An 18,732-nucleotide genomic window follows, 5' to 3' on the forward strand; every position below is an offset into this window, starting at 1 on the left:
CATGCTTGGCAATCGTGAAGCCCTCTGGACGCTGTGGGAAGTCAGCCGCGCGGGGACCCACGCCGCCGCCGCGGCGCGACTGGGCATCACCGCGTCCGCCGTGGGACAGCAGCTCAAGGCGCTCGAGCGACACACGGGGGTCGCGCTGTTCGAGCGCGTGGGACGCAGGGCCCGGCTCACCTCCGCCGGAGCGGCGCTCGTCGCTCGACTGGGAGAGCACCTGCCCGCGCTGGATGCCGCCGTGGAGGAGGCCTCCGAGACGCATCGCGTGGTGCGCGGCGAGGTGGCGCTGGGCGGCCCCTGGCCCTTCTTCCGCTACTGGCTACGCCCGCGGCTGCCGTCCCTGCTGGCCGCGCATCCCGAGCTGCGACTGGACGTCCGCTTCGATGTCCCCAGCCGCGTCGCGCGCAGGCTCCTCGACGGCGAGCTGGACCTGGGCATCGTCGGTCTGTTGCCCGAGGCCCCGGGCCTGGAGCTGCACCCGGTGGCCCAGGAGCAGTTCGTCGCCGTGGCCTCCCCCGGCTACCTGAAGCGCTGGGGGACACCGAGGAGCGCCCGCGACTTCGCCGCGCATCGCTTCGTCGCCTTCGACTCGGACCTGGCCATGCTCCTGCCCTGGTGGCGCGCGGCCTTCGGCGCGAAGGAGCCCCTGCCGGAACAGGTGGTCTGCCGCATCGGCAACCTCGACGAGATGCTCGCGCTGGCGGAGGCGGGCGTGGGGCTGGCGGTGCTGCCCGACTACCTGGTCCAGCCGGCACTGCGCGAGGGCCGAGTCACAGCGCTCGAGGCACCGCGACGCGCAGCGCGTCGTCCCTCGGGCACGCTCTGGGTGGCCTGGCGAAAGGCCGCCGCGCCCACCGCGCGATTCCTCGCGGTCCGCGACTGGCTCCTTGCGAAAGACAGACGTGTCCAGCGTGCATGAAGGGTTCTGTCACGGCCCGCTGGAGCGTCGAATCTCAAACGGGGCACATCGCGGCCATGTCTGGAAAGGAATCACGGATACCCGCCTCGTACGCCAGGACCGGTAGGCGGTGCCCAAGGCCTTGCCTATCCATCCCCCCTCAAAATTCTTCGAGGGGGAGCGCCCATGCGGTTGTCGTCGAACCAGGACCCCGAAACGCAGGCCGTCGTTCGCGCCGCAGTCTTGAAGATGAGGACCGTCGCGGATTGTGTCGTCACCCCTCGCACCGCCAGCTCGGGGACGGTCCAGGATGGGTTCCGGGTCCACGTGGCCACCCGAGGCCCCCTGACCGAGCAAGCCGTCCTCGAGCACCTGCGCGCCCACTGTCCTCGACAGCTCGGGCCCCTGGACATCGTCCTCGTCCATGCCCTGCCACCCTCGCGACGTCCAGGTGACCTGGAGGACCTGGGCCTCGCGGTGCTCGACGAGACACTCGTCATGCACTGCCAACGCGTCGTCGACGCCCTGCTGGGCTCCGGACACTTCAAGGTGTCCGTCGGCGACGCGGACTCCACGCCCGGAGCCTTGAGGCTCCGACGCGCGCCGGACTCCTCCCCCATGGTTGACCGGAGCAACCTTCCGGCCATCGCGACGAGCACTGCCGCACACTCGGTCCGGGAAGCGCTCGCCGACGGTGGCCCGGCCCTTTCTGGCGCGGAGCGGACGTTGACCGAGGTCCTGCTCGCGGCGGTGGCGCGGACGCCGGAGCAGAGAATCGTCCACGTCGAGGCGGACGGCGTGGAGCGGACCGACACCTACCGCGAGCTGCTGTCGAGGGCCCTGCGAGTCGCCGGAGGGCTGCGGAGTGAGGGGCTCACGGCGGGCCAGCGGGTGATGTTCCAGTTGCCAGGGACGCGCGACTTCATCACCGCGTTCTGGGGCTGCATCCTCGCGGGCCTGGTGCCCGCGCCCATCGCGACTCCCGCCGAGTACGCCGAGGGGATTCCCGGGGTGAGCAAGCTGTTGGCGGCCTGGAAGGCGCTGCGCGAGCCCCTCGTCCTCATCGACGCCTCGCAACAGGCCTCACTCCAGGCGTTCGCCACGAGCCACGGCCACACGGTGAGGACGGCCACCGTCGAGGAGCTCGCCCGCCATGAGCCGGCGAAGCCGCACCTGGACGCGACGCCCGACGACATCACGCTGCTCCTGTTCACCTCCGGCAGCACGGGCACGCCCAAGACAGTGCCCCTGAGCCACAAGGCCCTCCTCACCGAGGCTCGTGGCACCGCGCGGGTGATGAACACGGGCCCCCAGGACGTGTCCTTCCACTGGATGCCGCTGGAGCACGGCGGCAGCCTGGCGATGGTCCACACCCGGGACATCTTCTCCTCCTGCGCCGAGGTGCATGTCCCCACGCAGCTCATCCTCGGCGAGCCCCTGCGCTGGCTCGATTGGATGGAGCGCCACGGCGCCACGCTGAGCTGGGCGCCCCACTTCGCCTTCGGGTTGATTGTCGGTGAGCTGGGTCGCAAGCCGTCGACGCGGCGGTGGGACCTCTCCCGGGTCCGCATCCTGGTCAACGGGGGCGAGGCCATCGTCTCCAGGACGGCCCGGGAGTTCCTGCGGGCCCTTTCGCCCCACGGCCTGCGCGACTCCGCCATGTGGCCGGCATGGGGGATGTCGGAGACTTCGTCGGGCGTCACCTATCACTCCGACTTCAACCTCTCCACGTCGTCGGATGAGGACTCCGTCGTCGCGCTCGGGCCGCCCATCCCGGGCGTGCGACTGCGCATCGTGGACGACGAGGACCAGGTGCTGCCCGAGGGGGAGATTGGCGCCCTGCAGATCCAGGGGCCGTCGGTGCTGCGCGGCTATGTCGACAACGACGCCGTCAACCGCGAGTCCTTCACGCAGGATGGCTGGTTCCGCACGGGGGACCGCGCCTTCCTGCGCGACGGACGCCTGACGCTGACCGGCCGCTCGCGCGACACCATCATCATCAACGGCGCCAACCACTTCGGCCACGAGATTGAAGCCACCGTGGAGGAGCTGCCGTTCATCGACCGCTCGTTCACCGCCGCGTGTGCGCTCCGCTTGAATGGAGCGTCGACGGACCAGCTCGCGCTCTTCTTCCACCTGCTGCCGGGCACGAACGAGCAGGAGGCCTTGCGCAGCATCCGCGCCGCGGTGGCCAGGAACCATGGCGTCCAGCCCCACCACCTCGTCCCCGTCGAGCGCGCGGACATCCCCAAGACGGACCTGGGCAAGATTCAGCGCACGCAGCTCGCCAGTCGCTACGCGGCGAAGCTGGAGGCGGCGAAGCCCCGCTCGGACACGCACGAGCGGCTGCCCGCGTGGTTCTACCGGACCACCTGGCCCGCGGCGCCGCTGGACACCGACGTGCATGGCGCGGAGCGGACCTCCGTGGCGCTCCTCATCGAGGATGACGCGCGACTGGGTGAGGCCCTCCGCCAGGAGCTGGTGCGTCGCGACCAGCCGCATGTCACCCTCATCCCGGCCTCGACGCCCGGGCTCATCCAAGAGGGACCGCGCCGCTATCGCCTGGATGTGGAGAACCCGGTCCACCACCTCCAGCTCTTCAAGCAGCTGCGCGAGGAGGGGCTGCTGCCCCGACACATCCTCCACCTCTCCGCGCCCTCCGCGATGGGCGTCCCCGAGTCCTTCGAGGCGCAGCGCGAGGCCTGCCTGCGGGCGTGTGGCTGGCTCGTCCCGCTGCTCGGTGCGCTCGATGCGCAGCGGCCCGAGCAGGTGCTGTTGAAGGTCATCGCCAGCCACAGCCTGCGCGTCGGTGAGGACGACCGGGTCGCCGTGCATCACGCGCCCCTGCGCGGCCTGCTGGCGACCGCGCAGCATGAGCTGCCCTGGCTGCGCACGAGCCACGTGGACCTGCCCGCTGGAGATTCGGAGGGCAACGCGCGCCGCATCCTGGCCGAGGTCGATGCGCTCAGCGTCGAGCCCCTCGTCGCCTGGAGGGCGGAGGGTCGCCACGTGGCGAGGATGGTGCCCACGCACGCGGAGGGCTCGCTCATCGACGTGCCCGGCTTCGAGCCGAACAGCCTGTTTGTCATCACCGGGGGGCTGGGTCACGTGGGTCGGGTCCTCACCGAGTGGCTCGTCACCCGGTACCAGGCCCGGGTGCTGCTGCTCGGCCGTACGCCCGAGGCGGGCCTGCCCGAGGTGTCACGCGCGGCCCTCGCGGCGCTGCGGAGTCGAGGCGAGGTGCTGTATCGCGCCGTCGACGTCGGAGACGCGGACGCCGTGCGCGCCGCCATCGAGCAGGCGGAGGCGCACTGGTCGCGGCCGGTCGACAGGATGCTGCACCTGGCGGGGCACTACGCGGAGAAGACCTTGCTCCAGCTCGCGCCCGGAGACCTGGCCGCCGCGCTGGACCCGAAGCTCGCGGGTGCATGGAGTCTGTGGCGCGTCGCGAAGCACCGCCCTGGTTGTCGCCTCATCCTGTTCTCCTCGGTCGTCGGCGCCGTGGGTGGGGCGCTCCAGGGCGCGCATGCCGCCGGCAACGCCACGCTCGACGCCTTCGCCGAGCAGTGTCACGCACAGAGCCGCGGGGCGGCGGACGCGCCTGTCTGCCAGAGCATCGGCTGGAGCTACTGGCGCGATGAGCGCACCGCGGACCTGGAGGTGACGGGGCAGGCCGCGGCGCGGGGCCACGCCATCATGGAGCCCGCGCAGGCTTTGGAGTCGCTGGCCATCGCCGCCGCCGCGCCGCACACCGTCAGCTGGGTCGGGTTCCTTTCGGGAGGACATCACTTCCGCGCGAGGTTGGACGGCCGTCCGCGCGCGCTGCGCCGCATCGTCGCTCGGGGCGCCTCGCGCCATGTCGAGCTGGCGAAGATCTCCCTCGCGCCGATTCGCATCGTGGACGCGGCGGGGGTTCCGGTCTCCATCTCTGCGGCCGAGGCCACCGAGGCCATCCAACCCGTGGTGGAAGCGACGGACTCGACGCGGAAGATTCGCCGCCTCTTCGCCGACGCGCTCGGACAACCCGAGGTCGGCGTCGACGACGACTTCTTCGATGTGGGCGGCAACTCCATCCAGCTGGCGCAGCTGCACCGTGCATTGGAGACGGCCTTCGAGCGCGAGGTCCGCTGGGCGGAGGTGCTGCGCTGCCGCACGGTCAACGCGCTGGCGGCGCTGCTCGCGGGTGACTCGACGTCCGAGACGCAGTTCGTGAGCTTCCGGGGGCTGCGCTACGCCTACCGCGTGGTGCCGGGCCCCGAGAAGCCGCTCATCGAATCGCCGCTGCTCATCATCAGCGGCGCCTTCCAGGACATGTATGCGCTGCCGAAGCTCGAGCACCTGCTGCATCCGCTCGGCACGCTCATCATGGCGGACCTGCCCGGCACGGGCGTGGCGGACGACCTGGCGCCGGAGTTCGGCTTCGACTTCCTCGCGGATTGTCTGGAGCACCTGCGCGCGCACCTGGGGCATCCGCGCATCAACGTCATCGGCATCTCCTACGGCGGTTCGACGGCCTACGAGTTCGCGCACCGCTATCCGGACAGCATCGACCGCCTCATCCTGGTGGGGGCGGCGACGGAGCTCCCCGACCAGTCCGCCGTGCGCATCGACATCCGCGCCGAGCAGATCCTGGCGGGAGAGCTCGACACGTTCGTCCAGGGCCTGGTGGAGGCGACCATGAACCAGGACCCGCGCAACCACGTGCGTGAAGCGGAGGCCACCCGGGTGCTGGTGGAGAAGGCCTTCCATGCCGTCACGCCGCGCGAGGCGCTGCGCTACGCCGACGTGCAGAACCGGTTAATCGCCGAGGCCCGGGACCCGAGCCTGCGCATCCTCAAGCGCCCCGTCCTCGCCTTCACCGGCGAGTTCGACCCGCTCACTCCGCCGGCCCACGTGCGCAACCTGGCCGCGACGATTCCCGGCGCGCTGTTCACCACCATCCGGGAGGCCGACCACCTGGTCCTCATGGAGCGTCCCGAGGAGATGGCCGACCTCATCCGCCGCTTCCTCCAGAACCACGACCTCCACGGGCTCGACTACCTCTCCGGCGTCGAGTGCCCCACGAGCAACCCTCCGCCCCGGAATGAACTCGTGGGTGGCGCCTCGCCCTTCAAGCCCCGAGGAGAGGGGTTCCAGCAAGGCGCGTCCGCGGAGTGACGGCCGGACCGCTCGAGGCGCGGCGCCGGCACGAGCCCACTTTCCCGGTGTGCCCGCATCAGCGGGTATGTGCGCCTGTGTGACTGGTGGGACCACGGCCTCGATGTGTCTGCGGCCGGTCATCGACCACATAGGCCATGAACCTTCGAGGTTGAATGAGTGATGATGAATCTCTGAGGACGTCAGTGGCAACTGGTATGCCCCGGTTCGCTCGCCGCTTCGCTGGCGGTCGAATCCGGGGGTCACATGAGAGCTTCAAGCGTTGTCGCGCTGTTGCTGCTTGCGAGTGGGTGCGCATCGACTCGCGTTGTCCATCTCGACACGGGGCGCGGAGGGCTTATCTCCTACACGCCCGTCGAGTCCGCACCTGTCGAGATGGACGAAGACGCATTCAAGCACGCGGTCACCCAGCTCGTGCTCGACATGAAGCTGGATGTCGCATTCCGCGAGCTGGAGCAAGGAGCCCCACGCGCACTGCTTGCTTCATCCGGAGGACTCGTCGATGGGGTCCACGGGCAGCAGTCCCATTCAGCGTACGAGCGCATCTGTCAGCGGCAGGCAGAGCCTCTCACCTGCATGGGCATGCTTTCCGGCGGGCTGACACTCGGGCCCATGGAGCGGCGGATGATGGCGCTCTATTTCGCCCTCGATACGGTCTGGGACGGCGTCGAGGAAGCGATTCGAGACATGGTGAACGCGGCGGCCTTGCGCGCCATGGTGACGACGATGATCGGGACGGCGCTCGTGATGCTCGTCGCTCCGGAGCCCATCACGAAGCTGGTGGCCGTCGCCCTCACCGCATCCCTGATTGCCTACCTGGGAACGGGACCTGTCTGGAACCTCGGGCAGGGCTTCCTGCACCTCATGGATGAGTCCCGCGACGCGATGAGCGTCGAGGAACTGGCACGAGCCGGACATCGATTCGGAAGGGTGCTGGGCGACAACGGGGCTCGGGTCCTGGTGGTGGTTGCCCTCTCCGCGCTCGGAGGAAGGAGCGCGATGGCGGCCCAGGGCCCGAGGCTGCCGGGCTTCGCGCAGGCCGCGAGCCGCGCTCCACTGGAAGGGGGCTTCCTGCTCGCGGGAGCGCTGGGCGGAGAGGTCCAGGCCATCTCCGTCTCCGCGGCGGGAGTCCTCAACGTGACGCTCGCGCCCACCGCGGTCGCCGCGACCGCGATGGGAGCTGGCGAGGGGACGGGCTCCGTGGTGGGCGCTGTCGGGGGCATCCAGGGGGACGCCGAAGGCAACGTGCATCACATCTGCACGGACAAGAACACGGTCTCCGACGTGAACGGCGGCCCCTGGACTCCGGAGTTCGAACGCGTCTTCAAGCGTGCGGGGATGAAGCTGGATGACCCCGCGAACCTCGTGCGCATCAAAGGGCACCAGGGCCCTCACCCGCGCGAGTACCACGAGGCCGTCTTCGAGCGCATCGAGCGCATGACGCGACAGTGCCGGGGAACAGCGCGCTGTCGGGCGTTGCTGGTGGAAGAACTTGCCCAGATTGCTCGGGAACTCGTAAGGGAGGGCTCCGTGCTGCGCACCCTCATCACGAAGGGGTCCCAGGAATAGACATGGAACGACGCTTCTTCAGCATGAAGATGGATGTCTACCTGAAGGGCGGACGCTGGCGCTTGGACGACCTGGTCGATGCCCGAGGCCAACCGCTCGAAGACCCCTGGATGTTCGGACAGGGAAAGCCTGTCGAGCTTCGAGAGCGGCTGCGCGTCCCAGTCGAGCAGCCGGGGGAGCCTCTCGACATCGGGTTCGCGGGCGCGGGGCTGACCCCCGTCGTCAGGGAGCGTGTCGCTTCCATCTTCCGCGAACTGGCTTCGGATGACGTGCAGCTCTTCCCTGTCGATGTCGAGGGGCAATCCCAGCCCTACTTCATCTTGAACGTGGCTCGGGAGCTTCGAGGCATCGATGATGCCGCATGCCGAGAGGTACAGCGCATCACGGCGGATGAGCCACTGCACGCGGAGCTTGTCGGGCAGTACCGGTCCGTCATCGGACTGCGCATCGACAGGGCGAAGGTGGGTGAAGCGCGCGTGTTCCGGCTGTGGGGCTGGCCAACGCCCATCATCGTCGACGAAGAGCTCAAGGAGGCACTGGAGGCCAATGGTGTCTTCGGTGCGAAGTTCGAAGAGGTTTGAGTCGTCCCACCTCGTGCACGAGCGGCCCCTACTGCCGCTGGAACTCCGGTGAGCCCAGCAGCAGGCCGGCGATGAGGGCCACGTCGACGGGCCCTCGCTCCGCCTCGGCGCTCGCCGATTCCTTCCGGCGGGAGAGCGCGTCGAGCACCGTCGCCTTCGTCTCCTCCGACGGCGGTGTGCCCAGGAGCGCGAGCCCGAGCGCCTCCAGCCACGCCTCCGCCGTGGGCGCGGCGGGCCACGCGACGGTCTCCATCACCACGCGCGCTCCAGGCATCCTGCCGGACACCAGGTCCAACCCGAAGTTCAGCCGCGCCACCAGCGAGCCGCTGTTCACCCACGGCGCCGCCACCTCGGAGAAGCCCGTGGGCGCAGGCGCCCGGTACAGGGGCTCCCCCATCTTCGCCACCGCCTGCACCAGCCGGGGATGCACCTGCACCTCCGCCCCCGTCGCACGCAACGCGGACACCACGAACTCGAAGGGTGTCTTCACCTTCGCCCCACGCGCCTCGGGCGCCCAGAACTCCGGCGCGTCCAACAGCGCGCGATACACCGACGACAAATCCCCGTCCGTGTCGAGGAACACCTTCGCCAACCGGTCCACCAGCGCCGGCGGCGGCGAGTCCGACACGAAGCGCCGCGCCAGCTTCGTCGCCAGATGCCGCGCCGTGGACGGATGCCGCGCGAGCACGTCCAACACCCGCTCCCCATCCGCCTCCCCACCTCCCGCCGCGAGCTCCTGTCCCAGCACGCGCTTCGACTCCGGGTCATGCGCCCGACGACGGAAGATGAACTCGGGCGCCTCGCGCGGCTTCTTCACGCTCCACCCCGTGAAGCACCGCGCCACCTCGCGGACGTCCGTCTGCGAGTAGCCGCCCTCCACGCCCAACGTGTGCAGCTCCAGCAACTCCCGCGCGTAGTTCTCGTTGAGCCCCGGCCTGGGCTCGGCGTCCATCTCCACCTCGCCCTCGTCCTCCACGTCCCTCCGCGCGCGGCCCCGCTCCGGCATGCCGTCACGCGTGCTCCTCCAGTTGTCCAGATAGACGAGCATCGCCGGGTGGCGCGCCGTGGCGCCGAGCAACGTCCGGAAGCGCCCGAAGACATGCGGACGGATGGCGTCGCGCTCGTACGACGTCACCATCCACCGCACCACGCCCTTGTCCGCGGAGACGTTGAAGTGGTTGAACCAGAAGTCCACCAGCACCTCCTCGAGCGGATTCGGTCCCTCGACGGCGCGCAGCAGCTTCGCCGCGGAGAGCTCCGCACCGATTCGCGCCGGGCGCTCCAGCTCGCGGCCATCCAGGAGCGCCTGCTCCCGCTCCTTCCGGTTCGGGTACGCGTCGAGCAGCTGGGACATCGACATCTCCAACGTGGGCAGGGCCTGGAGCTTCCCGGCCAGCGCCGGCGACATCGGCGCGTCCCGACGCACGAGCCGCGCCTCCACCCAACCGCGCACGCCCAGGCGACGCACCTCCGCCAGCTCCCGCGCCGACGGACCGAAGGCCCATCGCTGCAGCAGGTGCACCTCCGCGCCCGGTCCGAAGCCCTCGACAGGCGCCTCACTCCGCGCCGGGTGTGAAGTGCTCGCACACGAGAGCAGCAAGGCCGACAGGAAACCGAGGGACACGAGGCGCATGGATACCCCCGAGAACCCACGAGCACGCGCGAGGTTACGACCCGTGCTCCGAGATGCCTGCTCGCCCACCCTGTCAAACATCCCTTGCCTCCTGAACACCTGCTGGCTCGCACCAACCGTTGCTTGTACCCGAGCCCCGCTGCTTTTCGTATGGAGGCCAACGATGAAGACCCCCGCGCCCCTGGGGTGGCTGCTCTCGCTGGTGATGCTCGGCGGGTGCTCCGCCCTCTTCGATTCCGGTGGTGATACCGGCAGCAACTCGGACCGGCTCACAGCGCCGTTCGAGCCGCACGTGGACCTGCTCGCGGACGTCAACCGCGACGGCGTGGTCGACGAGCGGGACGAAGCCGGCGAGGAGACCTGGAGCGCCGAGCGTGGCGCCATCTTCCTGGCCAACATCGACGACGACCAGAAGGCCTGTCCCTTCAGTCCGTCCTTCACCCAGCTCAGCGACGAGCAGCTCGCCGGCTGCAACGACGCCCAGGACACCGAGGTCAACGGCGAGGAGGACTTGAAGGACCTCGCGCGGCTGCGTGTCGCGCCGTGGCCCGGAGCGCCGAGCTACGCGGTGGGCAGCGTGTCCGTGACGGGCGCGGGCTCGGACAAGGTGCGCCTGTTCAAGCGCATGGATGGGGAGTTCCTGTCGTTCCGCATCGCCAACGTGCTGCCGCTGTCGGCCCGCGATTTGCGCGAGGGCGTGGACCTGGCCATCGAGGCGAACGACATCGTCCGGGACGCCGCGGTGTGGGATGGCCGCGTGGAGGTGACGCTGACCGTCTACCACGTGGACCGGCCGCGGGAGCTGTTCCGGGACACGGTGATGATGCGCGTGGCGCCCGTGGTGCTGTTCCATCACCTGACGCCGGTGCGCAACGTCTACGTGTCGCGCCTGGACACCGAGGCGTCGGCGCGCTTCCGCGAGGACCTGGGCGGCGCGCTCGTCAGCTCGAGGGAGCCCACGCTCTTCTCCGAGTTCGCGGTGGACGACCTGTGGGCCCAGGACTACTTCGAGCCCGCGTACATGGCGCTGCCCACCGAGGGCGGCGGACAGCACGTCATCCAGGTCAACCTCCGCTCGGCCAACGTCAACGCGGACGAGCGCCCGGTGCCGCTGCGCGAGGCCGGACGCATCGTCTACTGGCTGCGCGGCCGGGACCAGGCGGCGGTGCAGCAGTACCAGTCGGGTATGCCGCCCGAATCGCAGACGCTCAACTCCATGGGCAACACGGAGGTCATCCCGCCCTACGAGAAGGACGGCGTGAAGTATCCGCTGGGCCGGCTGCTGCGCGGCAGGGGCCCTGACTCCGAGCCGGACTTCCAGCTGGACCCGAGCTTCACGCGGATGCTCGACGCGCAGGCCGTCCAGCCGGTGGTGTACCTGGACACGTCGTGGCTCGCCGTGGCGCACGTGGATGAGACGGTGAGCTTCCTGCCGGTGGACTCGCCGCGCGGGTGGATTGCCCTGGTGGCTGACCCGGCCCTGGCGCGGCGCATGTTGATGGACGCGCGGGCGCGGGGCCATGGTGAGGCGAAGCTCTTCGAGGGCAAGCGCTGGGTGCTGGAGCAGCCGGCGGAGATGACGGTGTCGACGCTGCTGGACCACGCCGGGGTGATGGACACCAACGCGATGGCCGCGCTCGAAATCGAGGAGCAGCTGGCCGTGCTCCGAGAGGAGACGGGAATCACCGACGCGGAGCTCGTCCGCGTGCCCTTCCTCTTCCAGGGTTCAACCCACGGCGCGACGGCGCTGCAGCCCGGCACGGTGAACCTGCTGTCGGTGTCTCGCTCGCTCGTCATCGCGCCGGACCCGCATGGCCCCGTCATCGACGGGAAGGACCTCTTCAAGGCGCAACTGGAGCAGGCCCTGGCACCGCACGGCATCCGCGTGCACTGGTCCGACACCTGGGACCTCTACCACGTGGGGGGTGGTGAGGTGCATTGCGCGACGAACGCCGCGCGCGTCCCGTCCCCCGTGAAGTGGTGGGAGGGCGGCCGATGAGCTCCGTGCTGTCACGCGGCCCGCGCGCCGCCCTGTCGTTGATGTTGATGCTGCTCACCCTGCCCGCCCTCGCGCAGACGGACGGCCTGGGCACGCTGCGCGAGGAGGTGGCGAAGGCGCGTCAGCAGACGCCCGAGGCCTTCACGCGGCTGGAGGCGGCCGTCGCCCAGGTGGGCGTCTGGGATGCGCGCAAGCGCGGGACCCTCGCCGCCGTCGCGCCGCTGTTCCGCCAGCTCGGCCCCCAAGGACTGTGGCCCATGGTGGAGCGGCTCGCGTTCGACACGGGGCAGGCATCCCAGCCCGAGCGCGACTCCGCGAAGCTGGCCCTTCAAGTGGGGATGATTGAAGCCACCGGCGAGCTGCGGGACGCGCGGCTGTTGCCCCTGTGGAAGCACCTGCTCGAAGGTCCGGAGACCCGACGTCCCGCGCGCCGTGCGGCGGCGACCGCGCTGGCGAAGCTGGAGTCGGATGAGGCCGCGACGCTGCTCATCACGCTGTCTCGCGAGTCTGGCACTCGCGGGCTCACGGTGCTGCGCGCCATGGGGTCCTGCCGCAGGCTCACGGTGGCGCAGCGGCTGGCGGAGGTGCTCGCGGCACGGCCCGAGCCGGAGGTCACCCGCCGTGTCGCGCAGGCGCTGGGAGACATCGGCTCCGCGTGGGCCTGGAAGACGCCGCAGATGAAGCACCGGGAGGAAGAAGGCGCCGTGCGCCGCGTGGCCGCGGAGGCCCTGGTCCACGCGTGGCCGGACTCCTCGGGGGACACCCAGCGCGCCCTCACCCAGGCGGTGCTGCGCGTGGACGCACCGGAGACGCTCACGCTCATCCAGTCGGCCCGGACGCGGATGCCAGATGCGCAGCGCGCGGGCCTGGAGTCGCTGGAGCGGCAGGTGGTCGACAACCCGCTGCGCTGAAGGGCATCAGGGCGCTTCGATTTCCATGCGGTAGCCCACCCCGCGCACCGTCTGGATGGCGAAGCGCGAGGCGCTGTTCCACCCCAGCTTCTTCTTCAGGCTGGAGACGAAGTTGTCCACGGTGTGCGGGTCCACCACGACGTCGCGTCCCCACACCGCGTCCAGGATGTCGTCCCGGCGCAGCACCCGCTCGCGCTCCTTCACCAGGAAGGCCAGCAGGTCGAACTCCGTGCGCGTCAGCTCCACGCTCGCGCCGTCGGGGTTCTCCACCTTGCGGCGGTCCAGGTCCATCCGGTAGCCGCCGAAGCGCACCTGCTTCGCGGGCGCGGCGCCTCCCGCGCGGCGCACCAGCGCGCCCACTCGCGCGAGCAGCTCCCGCAGCCGGTAGGGCTTGCCCAGGTAGTCCTGCGCGCCCGCCTCGAAGCCGCGCACCACGTCGTCCTCCAGCGTGCGAGCGGTGAGCATCAGCACCGGCGTGCCGACGCCCTCCTCGCGCAGCGCGCGGCACAGCGAGTAGCCGTCGCCGTCGGGCAGCATCACGTCCAGCAGGATGAGCTGGAAGGCGCCACGGGAGAGGTGCTCGCGGGCCTCGCGCACGGTGGAGGCCTCCTGCACGGCGTAGCCGCCCTGGTGCTCCAGGCTGTCGCGCAGCGCGAGCCGCAGGTTCGGGTCGTCCTCCACGAGGAGGATGGTGGGCTGGGTGGGGTTCATATCGTCGCGGTCGGGGGAAACGAGAGCTCGAAGGTGGTGCCCTCGGGGCTGGAGGCCACCACGCGCAGGGTGCCTCCGTGAAGACGCATGATGCGGCGGCACAGCGCGAGCCCCAGGCCGCTGCCGGGCACCTCGCGGCCCTGGCCGGGCAGGCGGACGAACTCGCCGAAGACGCGCTCCCAGTCCTGGAGCGGAATGCCCACGCCGTTGTCGGAGAAGCGCACGCGCCCGCCAGGCAGCGCCTCCACGCGCAGGCGCACCGGCTGCCGGGTGTTGTAGGCGCACGCGTTGCGCGCGAGGTTGGAGAGCAGCAGGCGCAGCAGCTGGGAGTCGGCGCGCAGGGACAGCTCGCCCACGTGCGCCTCCAGCTCCACGGGCACCTTGGACCAGGCCTCCAAATCACGGCGCATCAGCGCCACCAGCTCCTCCAGACGCACCGGCTCCAGCCGCGCCACCCAGCGGCCCTTGTCGATGCGATTGAAGGACAGCAGGTTCTCCACCAGGAAGCCCAGGCCGTCCGCCTCGCGGACGATTCGGCCCGGGTAGTCGCGCGCCTCGGCGCCCTCGGCCAGCCGCCACTCGAGTGTCTCCGCGAGCAGGCGGATGGAGGCCAGCGGCGTGCGCAGCTCGTGCGACACCGTGGCCACGAAGTCGCTCTTCAGCTCCAGGAAGCGGTACTTGCGGTGCTGCGCGAGGAAGGCCAGCGCGGCGATGCCCACCGCGAGCCCGGCGCACGACAACACCATGCCCGTCTTCAGCCGGTAGCGTCGCTCCAGCGCCGTCTGTGCGCGCGCCCACTCCGGCGTCACCACCGACAAGGGCAGCGCGTCCACGGCCACCACTGGCGCGTCACCGAGCAGCTTCACCGCCCCTTCCGCGTCCAGGAGCCCGCGCTCGCGCATCTCCCGCGTGAGCGACGCGAGCAGCACACCCGCGTCCACCGCCACGCCGCGCACCTGGTTGCCACCGCGCGGCTCCAGGTACCACCCCGCGCGCACCAGGGCCGGTCCGGGGAGCGAGTCCGGCAGCGGCAAGGGGCTCTTCACGAGCTCACTCGCGCGGGCCCGCAGGTCCTCCACGGGCGCGCCCACCTTCGACGAGAGCGCCGCCACCCGCGTGAGCAGGAACTGGAAGTCCGTGGGCGTGAACCGCGAGCGGCGCGACAACAGCAGGCGCTGCAAGCCATCCAACCGGCCCCCGCGGCCGTCCGACAGGCCCTCGCGCACCAGGGCCTGCATGAGCTGCGGCACCGGGTCGCCCTTCTCCGCCAGGGCCTCGAGCACCACGAGCAGACCGGGCACATCCCTGGTCGAGGCGAGCACGTATTGCGAGCGGTGCTGGAGCAGCGCCATCAGCGCCACCGTGGACGCGCGTCGGTCGCCTCGGGCCAGCGCCGTCTCCACCGCGCGCGTCCTGGCGAGCCGCTCCGCCCACGGGTCGTCCTTGTCCTCCGCCACCTCGGTGCCCGCGCGCAGCCGTGCGTACCGCTCGCTCGCGGGGGCGTCTTCACCGGTGTCGTGGAGCGCCAGCCGGGGCAGCACCTGGGTGCCTCGCTCGCGCAGGTAGAGGCCCGTCGCGGGGGCCAGCGGGTCCGTCACCGCGGCCTCCAGCGCGGGCCTCGCCGCCTCCAGGCGGTCGCTCAGCGTCTGCGTCAGGGACGCGCGGGCGTACTGCTCCAGGGCCTCGCGCCGCGAGTCGAGCGAGCGCCGGGCGTCCTCGCGCTCCTCGGCGAAGATGCGGTGCAGGGAGCCCAGTCCCCAGGCGAGCCCGAGGAGGCCGAGCACCAGCGCGACGAGCATGGGCAGCAGCCGGCGGAGCATCGTCGCGGCTACCTCCCGGAGCTCGGGAGCAGGTCGGGGTCCAGGCTCGCGCCGTCCGCGCCGGGGCCCTCCTTGCGCGAGTCGAGCGAGCCCGCCTTCTTGATGAGCGCGCCCAGGCTCGCCACGTCCGGCCGGCTCACCAGCGGCTCGCCGAGGTCCTGCCAGAGCGCGTGCAGCCGCGCCCAGTCGAGCGAGCGCGTCCAGGGCGAGCCGCGCAGCTTCTCCGCGAAGGCGGCGGCCACGTAGGTGAGCCTCGTGTCGGGCGAGGCACGCGCCATGGACGAGCGCAGGGCGCTGGAGGGCAACAGCTTGTGAGCGCGTCGCCACATGGTGTTCTCGCCCTCCTCGTAGAGGATGCGCAGGACACCGAAGGCGATGGCCGGAGCAATCAGCTTCACCTCGTAGATGGCGGTGACGGACGCGCCCGCGGCCAGGGGCACGGGGTCCGGCGTCACGCCGTCACCGAGCGGCTCCGGAGGAGTCACGGACGGATTCTCGTAGCCCACCAGGCGATAGCGGGCCACCGCGCGCTTGTCGAACTCGAGCTGCACGCCCACGTCGCTGAAGGCCGTGCGCGTGCGCAGCGTCACGCGCACCACGTGGTAGCCCTTGCGGCTGGGCGAGGGGAACCCCTCCACGTCGACGATGAACGGACCCGCGTCCTCGCCGCCCTCCTTGGGAGAAAAGCTGTTGACGAAGTCCTCCACCCGCACCGCCTCCTCGGCCGGGAGCGAGTCGCGCTCCAGGTGGCCCCGCGTCAGCGCGTACGAGGCCGTGCTCACCCGCAGCGGGTACGTGGAGGCGTTCTCCTCCTCGGTGTCGATGGTGGGGTTGACGCCATGGCCCCGCAGGTCCGAGTCGCGCAGGAACTTGCTGCCCGGCACGTAGCGGCGCTCACCGGAGCCCTCCGTGGCGAGCAGCGACACCTGGGGCAGCGCCCACGGCGGCGCGCGGTCCCGGATGTCGCCCTCGCGGGGCACCGCCATCCAGGCGACTCCGTCCGACTCCAGTCGCAGCGGCGGCGCGAACGGTGTCAGGGACGCGAAGGGATGATGCGACACGGGCAGCGCCTGGAGCGCCACCGCCACGCCGAGCGTCCGTCCCGCCTCCACGCGCACGCCCTCGCGCATGGCGGGCTGGAAGGACTCCTTCTCGAAGCGCAGCGTGTAGAGGCCCGCGGGCAGGGACGCGAGTCGATACTGGCCCCGCTCATCCGTCATCACGGTGCGCGGCGTGGACAGCGCGGGGGACGCGGCGTGGACCGTCACTCCCGCCACGGGACGCCCGTCCTTCGCCTCCGAGACCACGCCCGTCACCTCGCCCACCTGGGCCCACGCCGGAGCGGCGAGGCACAGGAGGACTCCGCAGAGGGAGCGAAGCAGGGCGCTCTTCGTCGAGGGCTTCACGCGGACACCGGGCACGGCCTTCCTTGGGATGGTGCGAAGCCTGCCGCAGGCGGCCCGCCGGCATCATCACGGTTCCATCATGGCGCCGTCAGCCCGCCTGCCCGCCCTGCTTCTCCGACGTGAAGGGCACATCCAGCACCGGCCGCGACTTCGCGTCCGGCAGGTCGTAGTGCCACCACTCCATGCGGTTGGGCGTGAAGCCCGCGCCCAGCATCGCCTCGCGCAGCACCTCGCGATGACGGCGCGACGCCTCGGTGCCTCCCGCGTAGCCGTGGTGCGCGGCGGGCGTGAAGGTGTCGAAGGCGGTGGGCATCTCCACCTCCTGCCCGTCCAGCGTCACCAGCGTCAGGTCCACCGCGCCGCCCCGGTTGTGGTTGGAGCCCTTGCGCGGGTCCGCCACGTAGCCAGGCACGGGCATGATCTTCCACATCTCCCACTGCACCGCGCGGGGCCGGTAGCAGTCGTAGACCTTGAGCCGGTAGCCCTTGGGCCGGAGCACGTCCGCGGCCGCCTTCAGCTTGCGCGCGGACTCCGGCAGCAGCAGACAGCGCGCCGTGTCCGGGTACACCTTCTTCTTCAGGAAGTTGTCCTCCGTCGCATAGCGCAGGTCCAGCGCCAGGTCCTCCACCACCGTGGAGGCGTCCACCAGCGGCGAGGTGCTCGCGGGCCTGGCCTTCTTCTTCCCCGCATCCTCCGCGAGCACCGGAGCCGACAGGCCCAGCGCCGCCACCAGCAGCCACGTCCTCATGCTCCGGCCTCCACCGTGTAGCGCGTCGGGTCCGGCACGCCGGCCTCCTCGAAGCCCTTCTTGCGCAGCAGGCAGCTGTCACAGCGCCCGCAGGCGCGGCCCTGCGCGTCCGGGTCGTAGCAGGAGTGGGTGATGCCGTAGTCCACGCCCAGGCGGACGCCCTCGCGGATGATGTCCGCCTTCGTCAGGCCGGACAGCGGCGCGTGCACCGTGAAGCGTGCGCCCTCGACGCCCGCCTTCGTCGCCAGGTTGGCCATCGCCTCGAAGGAGCGGATGAACTCCGGCCGGCAGTCGGGGTAGCCGCTGTAGTCCACCGCGTTGACGCCGATGTAGATGTCCGTGGCGCCCACCACCTCGGCCAGTCCCAGCGCCAGCGAGAGGAACAGCGCGTTGCGCGCGGGCACGTACGTCACCGGGACGCCGTGGCTCATCTCATCCGCGGGCCGGTCCTTGGGCACGTCGATGTCCGCCGTCAGCGCGGAGCCGCCCACCTGGCGCAGGTCGATGCCCACCACCCGGAAGTCCTTCACGCCCAGGGCCGTCGCCACCTCGCGCGCCCGCTCGAGCTCCACCGCGTGCCGCTGGCCATACGCCACCGCCAGGCACACCGGCTCGAAGCCCTTCGCCTTCGCCATGGCCACGCACGTCGTCGAGTCCAGGCCCCCCGAGGTCAGCACCACCGCACGCTTCGTCATCAGTCCCTCCGCACTCCCTGCACCTTGTACGCAGTCCTGCACGTCGTCGGATTACACGTACACGAGCCCGGCAGGAAGACGTCCGTCAGCGCGCCGCACGCGAGCGCCACGTCGTAGCCACTCTCCGTGGGGGCCGGCGGGCTGGCGTCGGGGATGCCGCCGTCGAAGCCGTTGCAGTCGCGGTTGAGCAGCCGCGCCTGGCTGTCGCTGAAGAGCGTCACCTTCAGTGACTCCTCAATCTGGGAGTCCTTGCAGGTGCTGCCACAGGACGCGCGCAGCGACGTCGCGCGGAGCATGGAGTCGACCTGCTGCCCCTCGAACTTCGCGTCGCGGTTGAAGCCCTGCACGGTGAGCCAGCCCGTGCCGCCGTCCTCGTTGCGGGAGAACGTGCCCTCGAAGCGGAACACGCCCGCGTCGTCCACCTGCGCGAACTCCGGCATGGAGGCGTCGCAGGTGGTGTTCGCCGGGTCCAGTCGGGCCTCGAACTGGAAGGTGCCCAGGAACTGGTTGCCTGGGTACACCGGGTCCGTGTTGCAGGCCATGGCCGCGACGACGGCGGCGGCGGGGAGGACGGAGAGCAGCAGGGGCTTCAGGCGCATAC

General features: G+C 70.8%; 13 protein-coding genes. 6 read left to right on the plus strand and 7 right to left on the minus strand.

What is annotated here, in order from left to right:
- The first annotated feature begins 1 nt into the window (after nucleotide 1).
- From FL311_RS06270 to FL311_RS06285, 4 genes are all read left to right on the plus strand, one after another.
- Nucleotides 2-922 carry a LysR family transcriptional regulator gene (locus tag FL311_RS06270; RefSeq protein ID WP_141324026.1) on the plus strand — a complete coding sequence of 307 codons (921 nt, stop codon included), beginning with the start codon at nucleotides 2-4 and terminating at the stop codon, nucleotides 920-922.
- 228 nt (nucleotides 923-1,150) lie between these two features.
- Entirely contained in the window at nucleotides 1,151-6,058 is a 4,908-nt protein-coding gene (locus FL311_RS06275) for an alpha/beta fold hydrolase (protein ID WP_194869079.1), read from the plus strand.
- Nucleotides 6,059-6,304: 246 nt separating this feature from the next.
- The gene (locus FL311_RS06280) at nucleotides 6,305-7,627 is read left to right on the plus strand and encodes an AHH domain-containing protein (protein WP_141324028.1); all 1,323 of its coding nucleotides are present in this window, start codon (nucleotides 6,305-6,307) and stop codon (nucleotides 7,625-7,627) included.
- Between the two features lie 2 nt (nucleotides 7,628-7,629).
- Nucleotides 7,630-8,208 carry a DUF1629 domain-containing protein gene (locus FL311_RS06285; protein ID WP_141324029.1) on the plus strand — a complete coding sequence of 193 codons (579 nt, stop codon included), beginning with the start codon at nucleotides 7,630-7,632 and terminating at the stop codon, nucleotides 8,206-8,208.
- 28 nt (nucleotides 8,209-8,236) lie between these two features.
- On the opposite strand, the gene FL311_RS06290 is transcribed toward FL311_RS06285, so the two are convergent.
- A complete protein-coding gene (locus FL311_RS06290) occupies nucleotides 8,237-9,841 on the minus strand; it encodes a DUF1800 domain-containing protein (RefSeq protein ID WP_141324030.1) in 1,605 nt (534 codons plus the stop codon).
- A 163-nt stretch (nucleotides 9,842-10,004) separates the two neighbouring features.
- Between FL311_RS06290 and FL311_RS06295 the strand changes: the two genes are divergently transcribed.
- Nucleotides 10,005-11,840 (plus strand): protein-arginine deiminase family protein, encoded by a 1,836-nt coding sequence (locus FL311_RS06295; protein WP_141324031.1) that lies wholly within the window; start codon nucleotides 10,005-10,007, stop codon nucleotides 11,838-11,840.
- The gene (locus FL311_RS06300; protein ID WP_141324032.1) at nucleotides 11,837-12,751 is read left to right on the plus strand and encodes a hypothetical protein; all 915 of its coding nucleotides are present in this window, start codon (nucleotides 11,837-11,839) and stop codon (nucleotides 12,749-12,751) included. Before FL311_RS06295 ends, FL311_RS06300 begins: the two co-directional genes overlap by 4 nt.
- Nucleotides 12,752-12,757: 6 nt before the next feature.
- Here FL311_RS06300 and FL311_RS06305 read toward each other — a convergent pair whose 3' ends face one another.
- The 6 genes from FL311_RS06305 to FL311_RS06330 all read right to left on the minus strand — a co-directional run bounded on the left by FL311_RS06305 (nucleotide 12,758) and on the right by FL311_RS06330 (nucleotide 18,730).
- The gene (locus tag FL311_RS06305; protein ID WP_141324033.1) at nucleotides 12,758-13,462 is read right to left on the minus strand and encodes a response regulator transcription factor; all 705 of its coding nucleotides are present in this window, start codon (nucleotides 13,460-13,462) and stop codon (nucleotides 12,758-12,760) included.
- Nucleotides 13,459-15,282 (minus strand): HAMP domain-containing sensor histidine kinase, encoded by a 1,824-nt coding sequence (locus FL311_RS06310; protein ID WP_141324034.1) that lies wholly within the window; start codon nucleotides 15,280-15,282, stop codon nucleotides 13,459-13,461. The genes FL311_RS06305 and FL311_RS06310 overlap by 4 nt, the downstream gene beginning before the upstream one ends.
- Before the next feature lie 8 nt (nucleotides 15,283-15,290).
- A complete protein-coding gene (locus tag FL311_RS06315) occupies nucleotides 15,291-16,688 on the minus strand; it encodes a von Willebrand factor type A domain-containing protein (RefSeq protein ID WP_194869080.1) in 1,398 nt (465 codons plus the stop codon).
- Between the two features lie 88 nt (nucleotides 16,689-16,776).
- Nucleotides 16,777-17,436, minus strand: coding sequence for a D-alanyl-D-alanine dipeptidase (ddpX, locus tag FL311_RS06320; RefSeq protein ID WP_194869081.1), 660 nt, complete (start codon nucleotides 17,434-17,436; stop codon nucleotides 16,777-16,779).
- A complete protein-coding gene (gene queC, locus FL311_RS06325; RefSeq protein ID WP_141324036.1) occupies nucleotides 17,433-18,131 on the minus strand; it encodes a 7-cyano-7-deazaguanine synthase QueC in 699 nt (232 codons plus the stop codon). Before queC ends, ddpX begins: the two co-directional genes overlap by 4 nt.
- On the minus strand, nucleotides 18,131-18,730 hold the full coding sequence (locus FL311_RS06330; RefSeq protein WP_141324037.1) for a hypothetical protein: 600 nt from the start codon (nucleotides 18,728-18,730) through the stop codon (nucleotides 18,131-18,133). The genes queC and FL311_RS06330 overlap by 1 nt, the downstream gene beginning before the upstream one ends.
- Nucleotides 18,731-18,732 lie beyond the last annotated feature (2 nt).

The organism is Myxococcus sp. AB025B, from assembly GCF_006518215.1.
Lineage (GTDB): Bacteria > Myxococcota > Myxococcia > Myxococcales > Myxococcaceae > Myxococcus > Myxococcus fulvus.